This is a genomic window from uncultured Halopseudomonas sp., from assembly GCF_963977355.1.
Taxonomy (GTDB): Bacteria; Pseudomonadota; Gammaproteobacteria; order Pseudomonadales; family Pseudomonadaceae; genus Halopseudomonas.
The window spans coordinates 67,863-85,324 of record NZ_CAXBOV010000018.1 but is presented as its reverse complement, the minus strand read 5'-3'; the positions used below and the strand labels follow the sequence as shown (position 1 = coordinate 85,324).

Here is a 17,462-nt window from a genome sequence, read left to right as displayed (position 1 = left end):
GATAGCTCCCGACTGGACGAAGCGACCTGGTCGGACCCTGCGGAGGTTTCCTCCGTGGCCTGCTGTTCTGAAAAAGAAATAGGGTCTGGTTAGCGGAGAGGCAGACAGGATATTTGGGTTGGCATGCGGCGCTATATTCACCGCATGCCGGGCTCCTCAGGCAGCGGGCCGCTCGCCCAGAAATACGCCGACCCGCTCCAGCGCGATGTCGGCCACCTTGAGAATGCCCGTATTGGCCTGGAACACATGCCAGCATTCGGGATAGCGTTCCAGTTGCACGTTCACGCCCGCAATGCGCGCCTTTTCGGCCAGGCGCAAGCTGTCGTTGAGCAGCAATTCGTCCTCGCCGACCTGAATCAGCAGGGGCGGCAGGCTAGTCAGATCGGCGTTGATGGGTGACAACTCCGGATGGCCTCGGTCCATCCCGGGAGGACAGAACAGATCTGCCGCCTGCTCGATCCAACTGACGTTCAGCAACGGGTCTCCAGCCTGAGGGGCGTGCATCTGCTCGGCGGTAAAGTCGACCACAGGTGAGAAGCAGACTAGCGCGCCGGGCGCCTGTTCGCCCTGGCGTTTCAGCTCCAGTGCGGTGATGAGTGCCAGGTGCCCTCCGGCTGAGTCGCCAGCCAGTACGATGTCGCCAGGTGCGTAGCCTCTGGTGAGCAGGGCCTTGTAGGCAGCCACCGCGTCGTCCCGTGCCGCTGGAAAGGGATGCTCCGGCGCCAGCCGGTAGTCAAGCACGCACACATCCCGCTGGCCGGCTCTGGCCAGGGCCGCGGCCAGCCCTCTATGGGTCGCGGTTGACCCAATAAGGTATGCGCCACCGTGCAGATAGAGAATGACCCTATCTGATCCCTCGTGGATTCTGTGCCATTCGCATGGTCTGTCCGCGATCAGCTCGCTGCTGCGTTGCACTCCACCACTAACCGGCATGGCGGCAGTCAGGATGCGAATGACGGCCCGTTGGATCGCTATAGGTACACCGGGGCGTATCAAACCGCGGAATAACAGCCGCATTGCTCCGCGGATAATGGCGCGCAGTAGTGGCTGGGCCGGGTTGTTGTGGGTGTAATCAGCGTGCACATTCATAGTCGTTGAGCTCCGGGTTCCGGGTAAGGCGACGATAGCTGAAGGTGTAGCCCGGCCAGTTGTTGGTTTGCTTGCCCTCTGCGGTCTGGTACCAGCTGTCACAGCCGCGGCTCCAGATCGTGGTGCTGATGTCGTCTTGGATCTGTACGTTGAAAGCGCTCTGTACATCAGGCTTGACGTCAATGAAGCGCAGCCCTCTACGTGCCAGGGTCTGCATGCAGCTAACTACGTAGTTGAACTGGCTTTCCAGCATGTAGATGATCGAGCTGTGACCCAGGTTGGTGTTGGGGCCATAGAGCACGAACAGATTGGGAAAGCCGCTGATGCTGATGCCCTTGTAAGCTTCTGCGCCGGCGCGCCAGGTCTCGTTTAAATCGTGACCGCCGCGGCCCTTTATCGTCATCGGCGCCAGAAAGTCGGTGGCGGCGAAACCAGTGCCAAAGATCATCACATCGGCTCTGTGCTCCTGCCCGTCCTTGGTTTTTATCCCGTCCGGGGTGATAGCCTCGATATCGGTGGTGATCAGTTCCACGTTGGTACGATCGACGGCCGGGAAGAAATCATTGCTGATCAGCATGCGCTTGCAGCCCATCGGGTAGTCTGGCACCAGTTGGGCGCGTTTCTGCGGATCGCTCACGCCCTTTTCCAGGTGCTTGCGAAAGCTTCCCTCCATGACCTTCATCAGCGATGGGAAACTGATAAACGCCAGGGCGCGCATCTCGTGCGTCAGGTAGTGCCCGCTGCGGCTGAGCTTTTGCAAAACCGGAAAACGTCTGAGCAACGCTTGCTCACGTTTGCCGTAGCGTCTGTCCGCCTTGGCGATCACATAGGGTGCGCTGCGCTGGAACAGCATCAGCTTGCTGACCTCAGGTGCGATCTGCGGGACGAATTGGATTGCCGAGGCGCCGGTGCCGATGACGGCCACCTGCTTGCCTTTCAGATCTATATCATGGCGCCAGCGCGCGGAGTGGAAGGCCTCGCCGTTGAAGCTGTCGAGGCCGGGAATCGAGGGGTAGATCGGGCGATTGAGCTGGCCGCAGGCGGTCACCAATGAGCGGGCCCGGTATTCGCGGCCATCGCTTGTGGTGACATGCCAGAGCCCGCTCTGCTCATCGAATTGGGCCTGACTGACCTCGGTATCGAACGCTATGCGCGGGTAAAGATGATACTTACGGGCGCAGTGGCGAATGTAATCGTGTATTTCCGCCTGTGGCGAATAGCGGCTGGACCACTCGGCGCGGGGTTCGAATGAAAAGGAGTAGAGGTGTGAAGGCACGTCACAGGCAGCGCCTGGATAGCTGTTGTCGCGCCAGGTGCCGCCGACATCGCCGGCTTTTTCCAGGATCAGGAAATCGCTGATCCCCACCTTGTCCAGACGAATTGCCAGACCTATACCGCCAAAACCCGCGCCAATGATCAAAGCGCTTAACGGTGCTTCCTGTTGTTTATTATTAGGCATTATTAACAGCTCCTTCGGGGCCGGGGACCGACCTTCTCTATCGTATCCCTTACTCGTTCACGGGGAGACGGCTGAATGGCCAGCAATAACGGGATTTCAGTCAGCCCTTCGCAGAAAGACCACGCAATATATTGTTGTGACTAATGAGTCATTATTCCTGCGATCAAGGCACGGGTGTTGGAGGCACCTGAAGAGTATCTTATGCTGCCTTATTACAATTCACCGATACACGTTGTCGATTCATTGAGGAGACCAGCCCGTGACCGATCTGGACGCATTCCGTCAGGAAGTTCGCACCTGGCTTGAAGAGAATTGCCCCAAGAGCATGCGTACTCCCTTCTCCGCTGATAATGATCAGTGTTGGGGTGGCCGTGATTTCAAATTCAAGAGCGATGAGCAGCGTCAGTGGCTCGAGCGCATGGCCGACAAGGGCTGGACTGCGCCTGACTGGCCAAAGGAATACGGCGGTGGTGGACTGAGCCGGGAAGAGCACAAGGTTCTGCGCGAGGAGTTGTCACGTATCCAGGCGCGCCCGGCGCTATCCAGCTTCGGTGTATGGATGATTGGTCCAGCGATTCTCAAGTTCGGATCGGAGGAACTCAAGCGCCAGCATCTGCCGAAGATGGTTCGCGGCGAGATTCGCTGGTGCCAGGGCTATAGTGAGCCGGGTGCCGGTTCCGATCTGGCCGGGCTGCAAACCAAAGCCGAAGACATGGGCGACCATTTCATTGTAAACGGCCAGAAGATCTGGACCTCCTACGCCGACAAGGCCGACTGGATGTTCTGTCTGGTGCGCACCAACCCGGATGCTAAAAAGCAGATGGGCATCAGCCTGGTGCTGTTCGACATGACTACCCCGGGCGTCAGCACCAGACCGATCAAGCTGATCTCCGGAAGCTCGCCATTTTGCGAGACCTTCCTGGACGATGTGCGGGTAGAAAAGGACCAGGTAGTCGGCGAGATCGATGCCGGTTGGACCATTGCCAAGTACCTGTTGACCCACGAGCGCGAAATGATTGGCGGCATGGGCCGCACCGCGGCAGGTCAAAAAACCCTTCCCCAGGCAGCGGTTGACGCCTTGGGCCTGGAAAATGGCAAGCTGGCTGACGGTTACCTGCGTAGCGATATTACCCGTTGGGAGCTCGATGCCAAGGCATTTGAATTGACCTCCGAGCGCGTACTCGATGAAGCCAAGGCCGGTCAGGGCGTGGGTCACGCTTCTGCAATGCTCAAGTATTACGGCACTGAAGTGAACAAGCGGCGTCAGGAGTTGCTGGTTGCCCTGCGTGGTAGCAATGCGATGGTCTGGGAAGGCGAGGCCTGGAACGAGGGCGCGGTACCGCGCACCTGGTTGCGTTCCAAGGGCAACTCGATTGAGGGCGGCACCTCGGAAATCCAGCTCAACGTGATTGCCCGCAATATTCTCGGGCTCCAGTAGAACGAATCGAGGACAGATCCAATGGCAGCTTTGGTACTTAACGAAGAACAACAGATGCTCCGGGATGCCGCACAGGGCTTCCTGAGCGAAAACGCGCCTATCAGCCAGTTGCGTAAATTACGCGACGAGCGTGACGAAACCGGCTTTTCTGCTGATTTGTGGAAGGGCATGGTGGAAATGGGTTTCGCCGGCACGCTGGTCGATGAGGATTTTGGCGGATCGGCCTTTGGTAACGTCGGTATGGGCCAGGTATTTGAACATGCCGGCCGTAACCTGAGCGCGTCTCCGCTTCTGTCGACCGGTGTGCTTGGTGTTTCGGCGCTACAGATTGCAGGCTCCAAGGCGCAAAAGCAGGAGCTACTCCCCGCCATTGCCGAAGGCCGTCTGCTGACAGCGCTGGCAGTGGATGAGACGCCGCGGCACGCTCCAAGCCGGGTTGCTACGACTGCCCGTCGACAAGGCGACAAGTTTGTAATTGATGGCCAGAAATCTTTTGTGATTGACGGTCACGTCGCGGACAAGCTGATCGTGTCGGTACGCACCAGTGGTGAGCAGGATGATCGCGAAGGAATCAGTCTGTTGCTGATTGATCGCGATACGGCGGGTGTCAGTGTTGAGCGCACCATTATGGTCGACAGCCGCAATGCGGCCATTGTGCGTTTCGATAACGCCCAGGTCAGTGCCGAGGCGCTGCTGGGTGACATCGATCAGGGTTTCACGACGCTTGAGAAAGTGCTTGATATTGCCAATGCCCAACTGGCAGCCGAGTTGCTCGGGATTTCTCTGCAGTCCTTCGAGGTCACGGTCAAATACCTGCAGGAGCGCAAGCAGTTCGGCGTGACTCTGGGATCTTTCCAGGCACTGCAGCATCGTTGTGCTCATCTGTTCAGCGAGCTTGAACTGGTCAAGTCGGTTGTGATCAAGGCGCTGGTCGCGCTGGATGAGCAGGACCCGGAAGCGCCAGTACTGGTTAGCCTGGCCAAGGCCAAGAGCAGCGAAGTTGCCGAGCTGGCGACCAACGAGGCTGTGCAGCTGCACGGCGGCATGGGTATGACTGACGAGTTCGATGTCGGCCTGTTCATGAAGCGCGCCCGGCCAGTGCAGGCCCTGTTTGGGGACTATCGTTTCCACGCTGATCGCTTCGCTCGTCTGCGTGGTTACTGATAACGACATCACGTAGTCGCGATACACAAAGGCCGGTCATTTGACCGGCCTTTGCGTTTACGGACCATGGTAGGGGTGGTCAGACCTTCTGCCAGCCATTAATCTTCGCACTTCTCTTACTGGCCACTCGAGGCTTTCACCATGTTGTTGCGCGGACTCACCTGGCTGATTGTATTTCAGTTGCTGGGCAGCGGCCTCAGCGTTCTGCTGTTGCCGTTCCTGCCCGGGCCGATCATCGGCATGGTATTGCTGGTGATCTTTCTGTGCCTGCGCGGTGGTACCGGTGAATCGCTGGATATGGCTGCGTCTGGCCTGCTTAAATACCTGCCATTGATCCTTGTCCCCCCGGCTGTCGGGGTCATGGCCTACGGCAGGGAAATTGCCGCCGACGCGACGGCGATCATGGTAGCCCTGTTGTTGTCCTTTGTCCTCACCTTGCCATTATGTGGCTGGTTGATGCAGAAACTGATCCGGCGTCAGCGCGATGCGGGAGCAGGTCAATGATCGGAAGCTGGACTGAAGCCTGGCAAGCGATAGCCGGGCACCCACTGTTTTTGCTCGGACTGACTCTGGGTGCCTACCAACTGGGCCTGGCGCTCTACGAAAGCACCAGGCTGGCTATTTTTCATCCGGTGCTCGTATCTGTGGCCATTCTGGTGGTGCTGTTATGGATGCTGGGTGTCGAGTATGCGATCTACCGCGAGGCGGTCTGGCCGCTGGTTATCCTGCTGGGACCGACCACCGTCGCCCTGGCTGTCCCTTTATATCTAAACCTGCGGCGCATTCGGCTGTTTTTCTGGCCAGTGGTCATCACGCTGTTGCTGGGAGGGCTTTTTGCTACGGTGATTACGCTTCTGATCGCCTGGGCTCTGGGCGCTGAGCACATGATCCTGATGACCCTGGCGCCCAAATCGGTGACTTCTCCAATTGCGATGCTGGTTGCCGAGCAGCTTGGCGGTATTGCCGCGCTGGCGGCGGTTTTCGTGATGTTCACCGGCGTACTCGGACCTTTGCTGGGACCCTGGCTGCTGCGAATCTGCGGGGTGACCGAGCCTGCCGCCTGGGGTATGGCAATGGGTATGACCGCCCACGCGGTGGGCACCTCTCGGGCTATCGAGGAAGGCGAAGAGCAGGGCGCCTTCTCGGCGTTGGCGATGAGCCTGATGGGCGTCGCTACTGCTTTGCTGTTGCCTCTGGCTGTTACCCTATGGGTTACGCTGGCCTAAACCTAACGCTGCGGCAATTCACCACCTGTCCTCGATCTGGATCAAGGCGCACACTGAGCTCTGGAACATTCCGGGCTCTGATGCAGTCACAATCACGATTCTTCTATGTTGTCCTGCTGTCTGAGCCGGACTGTCGGCGTCATTTATTTCCATAAGGAGCTGTGCTCATGGAACTCGACCCCCTCCTGCTGTCGCGTATCCAGTTTGCGTTCGTGGTGTCTTTTCACGCTATCTTTCCGGTATTTACCATCGGTCTGGCGTCCTTTATCGCCTTTCTGGAGATACTTTTCTTCAAAACGGGCAACCCGGTATGGGAGCGTCTTTCCGCTTTCTGGGTACAGGTCTTCGCCGTTGTGTTTGGCATGGGCGTGGTGTCGGGTATCGTCATGTCCTTCCAGTTTGGTACCAACTGGAGTAACTATTCATACGCGGCGGCCAACTTCCTCGGTCCGGTACTCAGCTATGAGGTGATTACTGCGTTCTTCCTGGAAGCAGCCTTTCTCGGTGTGCTGCTATTCGGTCGAAACCGCGTGCCCAAGGGCGTTCATCTGTTTGCTGCGTGCATGGTTGCGCTGGGTACGTTCATATCCTCTTTCTGGATTCTGGCCGCCAACAGCTGGATGCATACTCCGGCGGGGGTCGAGCTACGCGACGGCGTGTTCTTTGTAACGTCCTGGACCGAAGCGATCTTCAATCCTTCGTTTCCCTATCGCTTCATGCACATGGGGCTGGCTTCGTTCCTTACCGGCGCCTTTGTGGTGGCGGGGGTCAGCGCCTGGTATCTGCTGCGCGGACGGGAGGTTGAAGTGAATCGCAAGGGGCTGTCGATGTGCCTCTGGTTGATTCTGATAGTAGCTCCGACGCAGGCGGTAGTGGGTGATTTCCATGGCATCAACACCTTGGAGTATCAGCCGACCAAGGTAGCTGCGATGGAAGGCAACTGGGAGACAACCAAGGGTATGCCTCTGCTCCTGGCTGCATGGCCGGATCGGGATACCCAGAGCAACTTGTTTGAAATCGGTATTCCCAAGCTGGGCAGTATGATTCTGACCCATGACTGGGATGGAGAAGTGGCTGGCCTCAAGGAGGTGCCGGTCGAGGAGCAGCCCCCGGTTGCGCTGGTCTTCTGGTCGTTCCGGGTGATGGTCGGCCTCGGCCTGCTGATGATTGCGACGGCGCTGACTGGACTGGTGCTGCGCCGCAAGCAGCGCTATTGGCAGACGCCGTGGTTCCTGCAGACGTTGCGTCTGATGAGTGTGACCCCGTTCATTGCTGTTCTGGCTGGCTGGATTGTCACTGAAACCGGTCGTGCTCCCTGGCTGGTCTATGGCCTGATGACCCACGCAGAGGGGGTTACGCCCTCCCTGACCGGTCCGATGGCCCTGTTTACCTTGATCGGTTACGTAGTGGTATACGCAATGATTTTCAGCGCGGGCTTGTATTACCTCATGCGCGTCCTGCAGGACGGTCTGGAAATCAAAAAACATGCGGACGATGTGGACGAAATTCACCGCCCGGCCCGCCCACTGTCGGGTAGCGACGTTGCATTTGACCAGAAGGGGACCTGAGCATGGACATGGAAATCTTCGATTTGTCGATGATCTGGGCAATGATTATTGCCTTTGCGGTGATCATGTACGTGTTGATGGATGGCTTCGATCTGGGCGTGGGAATGCTGTTTCCCTTCGCCCCGGACGAGGACGCGCGTGACGTCATGATGAACTCGGTAGCGCCGGTCTGGGACGGCAACGAAACCTGGCTGGTATTGGGCGGCGCGGGTCTGCTGGGTGCGTTTCCACTGGTCTACTCGATTCTGTTGCCAGCGCTCTATATCGGCGTGTTTCTGATGCTCGCGGGCCTGATTTTCCGCGGTGTAGCCTTCGAGTTTCGTTTCAAGGCCAGGAGCTCGCGCTATCTGTGGAACTGGGCCTTTGCGGGTGGCTCGTTCCTGGCGGCGTTTGCCCAGGGCGTAGTGGTGGGCTCCTATATTCAAGGTTATGAAACTGAGGGCCTGGCCTATGCGGGAGGTGCCCTCGACTGGCTGACACCCTTCACAGTAACCACCGGGATCGGCTTAATGGCAGGTTATGCGCTGCTTGGCTGCACCTGGCTGATCATGAAAACCGAAGGCTATATTCAGGAATGGGCTTACGGTCTGGCACCCTGGCTTCTGGGAGCAGTGCTAGCGATCTTTGCCATCATCAGCATCTGGACGCCCTCGGTGGACCCTGCCGCGTTCGAGCGTTGGTTTGCTCAGGTTCGCTGGATCTGGATATTCCCGCTATTGACTGCCTTTTTTGCCTTCCAGATCTGGAGAGGTTTGAAAAAGCGCCGCGAGGCAATCCCGTTCATTGCCACCATGGCAATGTTCGCCGCGACCTATTTCGCCTTGCTCTGGACGCGCTGGCCTTATGTGATTCCGCCCAATTTCACTCTCTGGGATGCGGCCTCAGCGCCAGAGTCACAACTGTTCCTGTTGCTAGGCATGTTGTTCGTGATTCCGATTATCCTCGCTTATACGGCATGGACCTATTGGGTGTTCCGCGGCAAGGTTCGTGTAGGTGAAGGCTATCACTGAGTCCGGTCGGCGCAGTCGCGACTGGCTGCGGCAACAGGGCCTGCCGATCAGGCCCTGGTTACGCGCTACCGTGGTATTGGGGTTGTTGCATACACTGGCTATCGTGGCGCAGATGGGGCTTGTTGCCTGGATGGTGCATGCCCTGCTTGTTGCCGAGTTGCCATACGTCGCTCTGCTCTGGCCGGGTGTGGGCCTGGCACTGGCCATTGTGCTCCGTGCCTTGATGCAATATGGCCAGGAACGGTGCGCCCAGCAGGCAAGCGCCAAGGTTCGCCAGCGGGTTAGGGCGCAACTGGCCGAGCATTGGGCTCAACTCGGGCCCGTGCGTCTGGCTGACCGTTCCAGTGCGACTTTGACCAATCAATGGGTGGAGCAGGTCGAGTCGTTGGATGGTTACTACGCCCGTTATTTGCCACAACAGTGGCTCGCGTTACTGTCTCCCTTAACGATTTTACTGGTGGTCTTTTGGCTCGACTGGCTGGCGGCCCTGTTTCTGCTGTTTGCCGCGCCGCTGATCCCGCTGTTCATGGCGCTGGTGGGCATGAGTGCCGAGAAAGTCAGTCAGCAGCATGTGCTCGAAGCTGGTCGTCTGGCCGGGCATTTTCTCGATCGAGTGCGCAGTCTCACCAGCCTGCAATTGTTCGGTCAGGTGAGGGCGGCCACCCTATCGGTAGAGACCGCGGCTGAGCGCTATCGTGCGGTGACCATGCGTACCTTGCGCATTGCCTTTTTGTCTTCTGCCGTACTGGAGTTTTTCGCCTCGGTGGCCATCGCAGTAGCCGCGATGTACATCGGCTTTGGCTTGCTCGGTTATATCCAGTACGGACCGGCAGCGCAGCTGACCTTGTTTTCCGGATTATTCATCCTGCTGCTTGCACCGGAGTCCTTTCAGCCGCTGCGCAGCCTGGCCCAGTCCTATCACGACCGGGCTGCGGCATTGGGGGCGGCCGATAGCCTGGGTGCGTTGCAGCTCGAATCGTCGGGCCTCGATCAGACTGAAGATCTTAGCCCCGGTGCTCCTGACAACCGGGTTTGTATCCAGAACCTGACACTGGCATATGCCGGTCGCGAACGGGTACTCGATGATGTTTCGCTGGAGATTGCCCGGGGTGAGGTCCTCGCTCTGGTGGGGCCGTCAGGGTCCGGTAAGTCCAGCCTCCTGCATTGTATGGCCGGATTTGTGCAACCGGTAGCGGGAAGCATCAGCCTGTTTGGTCTGTTGCCCGGTCGGCAGCCTGTTGCCTGGCTCGGACAGCGGCCTTTTCTAATCCAGGGTACCTGGGCCGAAAATCTGCGTCTTACTGCACCTGACGCCGACGAACAGAGCATGTTGCGCGCTATCGAGGCTGTCGGGCTGGGACCTTTGCTGAGGGCGCAGCCAGAGGGTTTACATACGCCTCTGGGCGAAGGTGGACGCGGTATGTCCGGTGGTCAGGCGCAGCGCCTCGCGCTGGCGCGAGTGTGGCTGTCTGACGCCGAACTGGTGCTGTTGGATGAGCCGACGGCCAGCCTCGATGTGCAAAGCGAAGCGGACGTCATAGAAGCCCTGCGCGCGCTGGCAGGCAAGGGTAAAACATTGGTCATCGCTACTCATCATCCAGCCCTTATGGCGCTGGCGGGTCGGCGTATCGAAATCGCCCAGGGGAGGCTCCTGGATGTTTGACCTCAGGCCCTGGTTACAGATGATCATGCAGCGCCGTGGACGCCTCTGGGTGGGTGCGCTGCTGTTGGCGCTGACGCTGTTCAGTGCGGTGGGTCTGCTGGCGCTATCAGGCTGGTTCATCACCGCCACAGGGGTGACCGCGCTGCTGTGGGCGGCCGGTCAGCGGGTGATGTTTGATGTCTATATGCCGGGTGGCGGCATCCGCTTCTTTGCCTTGACGCGCACCGTTGCGCGGTACTGCGAGCGGGTTTTCAATCACAACACGGTGCTGAGCCTGCTCGCGGATCTGCGCGGCAGGCACTTTTCTGCTCTCGCAGCATTGGACGGCGCGACCTTGAGCCGTCTGCGGGCAGCGCAGTGGCTCAACCGGTTGACGGCTGACATTGACACCCTCGATACCCTGTACCTGCGTTTGCTGGCACCGCCTTTGGTCGCCCTGTTGGGCGTCGTGCTGGTCAGCGGTCTGATCGCAGTTTTTCATCTTTCACTGGCGTTGCTGATTGGTGTGTTGTTGATTGCGGTCCTGTTGGTGCTGACCTTGGGCATGGCGCGGATTGGACTGCACTACAGCGCACGGCGGGTAGAGCAGCTTGACGGCTTGCGTGTGCAAGCCGTGGAGCAGCTACAGGGACTGGCTGAGCTGACAGCGGCAGGCACCCTGAAGCAACACCGACAGCAGCTACTCTTTGGCAGCCAGCAGATGCTCGACGATCAACTGGCACTCCAGGGTCGTATTGCCTTTGGTCAGGCGCTGGCTACCCTGGGCGTGATGGGCGCCGTGATGGTGGGCTTGTTTGGTGCCATTCAGGCGTATACCCAAGGACTGTTGTCAGGGCCGGTGACGGTTATGATCCCGCTGGCGCTAATGGCCTTGAGCGAGGGCTTTGCCGGACTGCCCGCCGCTTTTGCCCAGTACGGTGGCACGCGGGCGGCGGCCAGGCGTCTGAATCAGCAAACGGCAATGAGTACGGTTTTGACTGATCCTCAACAGCCGGACGTCGTACCGACTGATCTGGCCCTTCACTGGCAGGGCGTATGCGTTCAGTACGCAGGCCTGCAAAACGTGAATCTGACGCTCAATCAGGGAGAGCGGCTGGCGTTGATTGGGCCATCCGGCTGTGGCAAATCGACATTGGCTGCTTTGGCTGCGCGTCTGATTGGTCCGGCGGCTGGCCAAATGAGGGTGGGCGGCACTCCGCTTGATCGACTCTCCCTTGAGCAATGGCGTAGACACATTGGCTATCTGACGCAACAGACCGAATTACTCCATGACAGCATCGCGGCCAACCTGCTGCTGGCCGACCCGTCCGCGACCGATGAGCAGCTTTGGCGGGTGTTGGAGATGGTTGATCTGGCCGATCTGATCGAGGGCTTGCCTGGGAGGCTCAACACCTGGGTTGGCGAGTCAGGTAAGCAGTTTTCGGGGGGAGAAGGCCGGCGACTGGTCCTCGCCAGAGTGCTACTCAAGGATGCCCCCATAGTGATTCTGGATGAGCCCTTTAGCGGGCTGGACGCGCCGACGCGGGAGCGGGTAGCTACACGTATGGAGCCGTGGCTCGCAGGGCGCACAGCGCTGTTTCTGGGGCATGACGCAGCGTTGCTGCCAAAGGCCGACCGGGTAGTGGCGGTGGCCAGTCTGTAAGTATCTGGCCTGGTTTGGGCGGGAAGATGCGCAGCACTCTGCTGACGGATTTCCCACCCTCCTGGCTCGATGCGTTACCAGGTATCCACAAACGGACGCAGTCCCTTGCGCAGGGATTCAGTGGGCGCAGAGTTGAGACCGCGCAGTAACCAGTCGCGAGTTTCCAGCGGATCGATGACCGCATCGATTTCCAGGAAGCTGGCCATACTGACGCCCTTGCCACGCTGATAAAGCTCGGCGACCAGTTTCTCATACAGCGCGCTACGCTCACTTTCGTCTTCAATAGCCGCCAACTCCTTTGCGTAACCCAGACGCACGGCACCCTCCAGCCCCATCGCACCAAACTCACTGCTGGGCCAGGCGATGGTAAACAGTGGCGCCTGGAAGCTTCCGGCGGCCATTGCCTGAGCGCCCAGGCCATAGCCCTTGCGCAGTACCACAGTCATGAAGGGAATCTGCAGGCTGGCGGCAGTGACGAACATCCTCGATACATGACGCACAGTTGCCTGCTGCTCGGCTTCGGGGCCAACCATGAAGCCGGGTGTGTCGCAAAGAGATACCATTGGCAGACCGTGGGCCTGACATAGCTGCATGAAGCGCGCAGCCTTGTCGCCGCCGGCCGCATCGATCGCGCCGCCCAGGTGCATAGGGTTGTTGGCTAACAGACCGAAGGGACGGCCTTCGATACGGATGAGCGCGGTAATCATGCCCGGGGCAAACTGGCGGCGCAGCTCCAGCATCGAGCCGCTGTCAGCCAGTGTTTTGATGACCTGGCGGATGTCGTATACGCGCAGGCGATTCTCCGGGATCAGGTGCCGCAGTTCCCGCTGGTCGGCGGTCTCCCAGCTTTGCATGTCGCCCTGGAAGTAGGACAGATATTGCTTGGCTATCCGCGTGGCTTCGGCCTCGTCGGAGACGACGATATCGACCACGCCGTTGGGACCCTGGACACTGGTCGGTCCGACCTGTTCCGGCGTATAGGTGCCCAGGCCGCCGCCCTCGATCATTGCAGGTCCGGCCATGCCAATGGTGGCGTTTTCGGTAGCGATCACCACATCGCAGCAACCCAGCAGCGCAGCGTTGCCGGCAAAGCAGCGGCCGGAAACGACCCCTACCAGCGGCACCTGCCCGCTCAGGCTGGCCATGCGCATGAAAGTGGTACAGTCCAGTCCGGCCACGCCGACCTTGTCGATATCACCTGGCCGGCCGCCGCCACCCTCGGTAAAGAACACCACGGGCAGCTTCCACTTTTCCGCAAGATCGAGCATGCGGTCGGTCTTTTTGTGGTTCATTGCGCCCTGGGTGCCGGCGAACACGGTGTAATCGTAGGACAGCGCCATACAGCGGCTGGCATGCTCGCCAAACAGGTCGGCGTTGATGGTGCCGATACCGTTGATCAGGCCGTCCGCTGGACTCATTGCCAGCAGCTCTTCATGGGTGCGGCGACTGCGCTGGGCAGCCAGGGCCATCGCGCCGTATTCCTTGAAGCTGCCCTCATCAAGCAGGTCCGCCAGGTTTTCGCGGGCGGTGCGCTGGGCGGTCTTGCGCCTCTTTGCGACAGCAGCGGGGCGGTGCTCATCGGTCAGATCTGCATGGCGTTCAAGTACTTCGGCGAGATCGGCGCGAATATGCGCAATGTCGACCTGCTCTTCATTGGACTGCGCGGTTGCTGCCACATCGGCGGGCTCGAGAAACAGTAGCGCACTGCCCTCGAACAGACTTGCACCCGGCTCTACCAGCAGCTCACGAACGATCCCGCTTTGCGTCGCCTTGACCTCGAATTCCATTTTCATGGATTCCATCACGGCCACCTGCTGGCCGACTGCAATGGCGTCGCCAGTTTGAACCGACAGCGCTACCAGCACACCCTGCACTGGCGCACTGAGGGGCTCAGTACCGGGTGGCGCAGTGGCCTGGCTCTCGCTCTGCTGGGCGCGTGTGTTTTTCTGAGCGAAAAACAGGTTCGGATGTGCACTCTCGCCCACCAGCTCACCCGCATGTTGCTCGATAAATCCGGTAGTAACCTTGTTGGCCTGAACCTGGGTATTGCCCAGCAGATTCTGCAGGAAGGGCAGATTGCTGCTGACGCCCTCCAACCTGAACTCGCACAGGGCGCGATAGGCGCGGCGCAGCACGGACGGATAATCGGCGTCAGCCTGCACGATCACCTTGGCCAGCAGCGAGTCGAAGCTGGGACTGGTGGTGTAGCCGCTGTAACCATAGCCGTCGACGCGGATGCCCGGACCACTGGGTGGCTCGTAGGCAGTTAGAGTACCGCCAGCAGGACGGGCGCTGCCATCGGCAGCCATGCTTTCCAGATTGACCCGCAGCTGTACCGCAAACCCGCGCGGTGCGGGTATCTGTGGCTGGTTCAGCTGTAGATTGCTGAGCGTCGCTCCGGCTGCCAGACGAATCTGGATCTGGGCCAGATCCAGGCCGGTCACGGCCTCGGTCACGGTGTGTTCAACCTGAATGCGAGGATTGGCTTCCATGAAAACAAAATCACCAGCGTCTTCATCAAGCAGAAATTCGAAGGTGCCCAGGCCGCGATAGCCGACCGCCTTGGCCAGGGTTAGGGCCGCTTCCAGCAGCTGATCGCGCTGCGCGGGTGCCAGGCTGGGGCTTGGTGCGACTTCCAGAAGCTTCTGGTTGCGCCGCTGCAGGGTACATTCGCGCTCCCATACATGGCTCACATGGGTGCCATCGCCGACGATCTGGACTTCGATATGTCGCGCGTTACGAATAAGTCTTTCGATGTATAGCTCGCCAGTACCAAAGGCCGCTTGCGCCTCGGAAGTGCAGCGGGCATAGGCTTCATCGAGTTCATCCAGGCTGAATACCGCGCGCATGCCGCGACCGCCGCCACCAGCCAGGGCCTTGAGCATCACTGCGCCGCCGGGGCCCTGATCCTGCAGAAACTGTCTGGCTTGCTCGAGGCTGGTGGCTTCGTTGGTGCCCTGGCCCAGCGGCACGCCGCATTGACTGGCCAGGCGACGGGCGCTGGCCTTGTCACCGAAGGTCTCCAGTACTGTGGCGTCGGGTCCGACAAATACGATGCCCGCGGTCTGGCAGCGTCGAGCGAAGTCCGCGTTTTCGCTGAGAAAACCGTAGCCGGGATGGATTGCGTCGCAGCCCTGCTCTTGCGCTACGGCAACAATCTGCGCTGCATCCAGGTAGGCGCGGGCACCGCGCCCGCGAAGCGCTAGAGCCTGATCGGCCTTGCGCACATGCAGGGATTCACTGTCATCTTCGGCGTAGATTGCGACGGTATTTATGTTCAGTTCGGCCGCAGCGCGGGCCAGCCGGATGGCGATTTCACCGCGATTGGCGATCAGCAGACTCTTGAAGTTCATATCAGATCCATTCCTGCAGTTCCTGTTTTTTGACCTTGCCGGTCGCTGTCATGGGTAAGGATTCGACCAGCCGGATTTCGGGTATCTTGTAGACAGCCATGGCTTGCTTGCACCACTGATGCAATACGTCGGCTGTCAGCCCGCTGGCGGGCTTGGCGACGATAAAGGCCAGGGGCATTTCGCCGCGCTTTTCGTCGGCGCGGCCGATGACCGCTGACGCAAGAATGTCAGGATGCTGGCCGAGCATGGCCTCCAGCTCACTGGGGAACACGCTCATGCCGTTGACCTTGAGCATTTCCTTGCGTCTGCCCAGGTAGCGAATATGCCCTTGTTCGGTGATCACGCCGCTGTCGCCGGTATGCAGCCAGCCATCACGCAGCGCCTCTGCGCTGGCTTCGGGCTTGTTCCAGTAGCCCTTAAGCAGGGAAGGTGTGCGCACGCATAATTCACCTTCGACGCCCAGAGGCAGCAGCTCGCCGCTTTCAAAATCGCACACCTTGAATGTGGTGCCGGGTACCGGCAGACCTACAAAGGTGGGCGCCGAGCGCAGGTCGAAGTCGTCTTCCTGCATGCCCGCGGTAAAGGTATCGCAGGTGTGCGTTTCGGTCATGCCAAAACTGGTTTCGAACAGGGTGCAGCCGGTGAGTGCACGCCAGCGGCATCTATATTCGGGTGTCAGTTTCTTGATGAAAGAGACGCAACTGGTCACTTCCAGCGAGCTGAAGTCAAATTCGCTGACCTGCGGGTGATCAAGGACTTCCGAAGCGCTATCGACCAGTAGTCCGGTGTGCCCGACCTGATAATGCTGCACCGCGCTCATAAAGGCGAGGGCATCCCAGCGCGCCAGCAGCACCATTGTCGTGCCGGAAAAGACCGGGAACAGCAGGCCAGCGTTTTCACCGGCAATCCAGAACTCGGGCATGAAGTTCAGGCTCACACGGTCTGAATCCAGACCCAGAGCGACAGGCACAAAGCTGGCGCAGGTATAGAGCATGTCGCCATGGGTGTGTATGCAGCCCTTAGGTAGGCCGGTGGTGCCTCCAGTGTAGTTTAGCGCGGCAATATCATCCAGCTGCAACTCAGGCAGGTTCGCTGCGGGCGCCTGTTGCTCCAGGGCTGGCAACAGGTCAATGCTGTCAGTAATGGCCAGTTTGGGCGCCTGCAGCAAATCGGGCACCGGTATTGTCGGGTTGGTGGGGCATAGCTCGGACAGGCTCGTACTGATGAGGAGTTTCAGGTCGGTTTCGGCCTGCACCTCGCGCACTACGGGTAGCAATTGATCAAAGCAGACAATGGTGCTGGCGCCACTGTCATTGAGCTGATAACTCAGCTCCATTCCCTTGGCCATCGGGCTAACGGGCGCATGAATGGCTCCCGCTTTCAGAATGCCGTAAAAAACGATGTGCAGCTGCGGGCAGTTGGGCATAAAGACTGCTACACGATCGCCGGCGCTGACGCCCTGCTGGTAGAGAAGTGCAGCGAAACGATCGCTGAGGTCATCCAGTTCGGCGTAACTGAGCTGGTGGCCGTAGAAATGTATGGCAGCTTTATCCGGGGTTGCCTTGGCCCAGTGCTGCAGATAACGGGTAATGGGTTGCTCGCCCAGAGGATAGGTTGCTTCGGTCGGGGTGCCCTTAGGCCACGCCGTTTCCTGAAGGCTGCGCAGTGTCGTCAGGTAATCGTGCTCCCGCATTGGCTTGTCCTCTTTGGTGATGAATTTTTGTGTACCGGAGCTTAAGCCGTGGAGTTTGTTGGGAGAAGCGAAGCTTATTCATCTGTATCCATGAATCTGGCTCATGATATAAAGCTCAGGATGGAGCTGTCCCAATGAATTAGTCTGAAAGGCTGTC

12 protein-coding genes are annotated in these 17,462 nt (G+C 59.3%); 8 read left to right on the top strand and 4 right to left on the bottom strand.

Going from position 1 to position 17,462, the window contains the following annotated elements; all coding sequences use genetic code 11:
• Positions 1–156: 156 nt before the first annotated feature.
• Together AAC076_RS11580 and AAC076_RS11575 are read right to left on the bottom strand one after the other, a co-directional pair.
• Positions 157–1,089 carry an alpha/beta hydrolase gene (locus AAC076_RS11580; protein ID WP_339845758.1) on the bottom strand — a complete coding sequence of 311 codons (933 nt, stop codon included), beginning with the start codon at positions 1,087–1,089 and terminating at the stop codon, positions 157–159.
• Positions 1,073–2,548: an NAD(P)/FAD-dependent oxidoreductase gene (locus AAC076_RS11575; protein ID WP_339845756.1), complete on the bottom strand. Its 1,476-nt coding sequence runs from the start codon at positions 2,546–2,548 to the stop codon at positions 1,073–1,075. Before AAC076_RS11575 ends, AAC076_RS11580 begins: the two co-directional genes overlap by 17 nt.
• 259 nt (positions 2,549–2,807) lie before the next feature.
• On the opposite strand from AAC076_RS11575, the gene AAC076_RS11570 reads away from it, so the two are divergent.
• From AAC076_RS11570 to cydC, 8 genes are all read left to right on the top strand, one after another.
• Positions 2,808–3,986, top strand: coding sequence for an acyl-CoA dehydrogenase family protein (locus AAC076_RS11570; RefSeq protein WP_339845754.1), 1,179 nt, complete (start codon positions 2,808–2,810; stop codon positions 3,984–3,986).
• A 21-nt stretch (positions 3,987–4,007) separates the two neighbouring features.
• Positions 4,008–5,150 carry an acyl-CoA dehydrogenase gene (locus tag AAC076_RS11565; protein ID WP_339845752.1) on the top strand — a complete coding sequence of 381 codons (1,143 nt, stop codon included), beginning with the start codon at positions 4,008–4,010 and terminating at the stop codon, positions 5,148–5,150.
• Between the two features lie 141 nt (positions 5,151–5,291).
• A complete protein-coding gene (locus tag AAC076_RS11560; RefSeq protein WP_339845750.1) occupies positions 5,292–5,654 on the top strand; it encodes a CidA/LrgA family protein in 363 nt (120 codons plus the stop codon).
• Positions 5,651–6,376, top strand: a complete 726-nt coding sequence (locus tag AAC076_RS11555) for an LrgB family protein (RefSeq protein ID WP_339845747.1) — start codon at positions 5,651–5,653, stop codon at positions 6,374–6,376. Before AAC076_RS11560 ends, AAC076_RS11555 begins: the two co-directional genes overlap by 4 nt.
• 167 nt (positions 6,377–6,543) lie before the next feature.
• Complete coding sequence (locus tag AAC076_RS11550; protein WP_339845745.1) at positions 6,544–7,944, top strand: cytochrome ubiquinol oxidase subunit I; 1,401 nt, start codon at positions 6,544–6,546, stop codon at positions 7,942–7,944.
• A gap of 8 nt (positions 7,945–7,952) precedes the next feature.
• Positions 7,953–8,954, top strand: a complete 1,002-nt coding sequence (gene cydB, locus AAC076_RS11545) for a cytochrome d ubiquinol oxidase subunit II (protein ID WP_339845783.1) — start codon at positions 7,953–7,955, stop codon at positions 8,952–8,954.
• Entirely contained in the window at positions 8,938–10,617 is a 1,680-nt protein-coding gene (gene cydD / locus AAC076_RS11540; protein WP_339845744.1) for a thiol reductant ABC exporter subunit CydD, read from the top strand. The genes cydB and cydD overlap by 17 nt, the downstream gene beginning before the upstream one ends.
• Positions 10,610–12,259, top strand: a complete 1,650-nt coding sequence (gene cydC, locus AAC076_RS11535; protein ID WP_339845742.1) for a thiol reductant ABC exporter subunit CydC — start codon at positions 10,610–10,612, stop codon at positions 12,257–12,259. The genes cydD and cydC overlap by 8 nt, the downstream gene beginning before the upstream one ends.
• A gap of 74 nt (positions 12,260–12,333) precedes the next feature.
• On the opposite strand, the gene AAC076_RS11530 is transcribed toward cydC, so the two are convergent.
• Both AAC076_RS11530 and AAC076_RS11525 read right to left on the bottom strand, forming a co-directional pair.
• On the bottom strand, positions 12,334–15,612 hold the full coding sequence (locus AAC076_RS11530) for a carboxyl transferase domain-containing protein (RefSeq protein WP_339845739.1): 3,279 nt from the start codon (positions 15,610–15,612) through the stop codon (positions 12,334–12,336).
• Position 15,613: 1 nt separating this feature from the next.
• Positions 15,614–17,305 (bottom strand): AMP-binding protein, encoded by a 1,692-nt coding sequence (locus AAC076_RS11525; RefSeq protein ID WP_339845737.1) that lies wholly within the window; start codon positions 17,303–17,305, stop codon positions 15,614–15,616.
• Positions 17,306–17,462 lie beyond the last annotated feature (157 nt).

Coding starts and splice junctions, on each gene's coding strand:
- AAC076_RS11530 (WP_339845739.1), bottom strand. CDS start 15,612: ATGAACTTCAAGAGTCTGCTGATCGCCAATCGCGGTGAAATCGCCATC.
- AAC076_RS11580 (WP_339845758.1), bottom strand. CDS start 1,089: ATGAATGTGCACGCTGATTACACCCACAACAACCCGGCCCAGCCACTA.
- cydB (WP_339845783.1), top strand. CDS start 7,953: ATGGAAATCTTCGATTTGTCGATGATCTGGGCAATGATTATTGCCTTT.
- AAC076_RS11550 (WP_339845745.1), top strand. CDS start 6,544: ATGGAACTCGACCCCCTCCTGCTGTCGCGTATCCAGTTTGCGTTCGTG.
- AAC076_RS11525 (WP_339845737.1), bottom strand. CDS start 17,305: ATGCGGGAGCACGATTACCTGACGACACTGCGCAGCCTTCAGGAAACG.
- cydC (WP_339845742.1), top strand. CDS start 10,610: ATGTTTGACCTCAGGCCCTGGTTACAGATGATCATGCAGCGCCGTGGA.
- AAC076_RS11560 (WP_339845750.1), top strand. CDS start 5,292: ATGTTGTTGCGCGGACTCACCTGGCTGATTGTATTTCAGTTGCTGGGC.
- AAC076_RS11565 (WP_339845752.1), top strand. CDS start 4,008: ATGGCAGCTTTGGTACTTAACGAAGAACAACAGATGCTCCGGGATGCC.
- AAC076_RS11555 (WP_339845747.1), top strand. CDS start 5,651: ATGATCGGAAGCTGGACTGAAGCCTGGCAAGCGATAGCCGGGCACCCA.
- AAC076_RS11575 (WP_339845756.1), bottom strand. CDS start 2,548: ATGCCTAATAATAAACAACAGGAAGCACCGTTAAGCGCTTTGATCATT.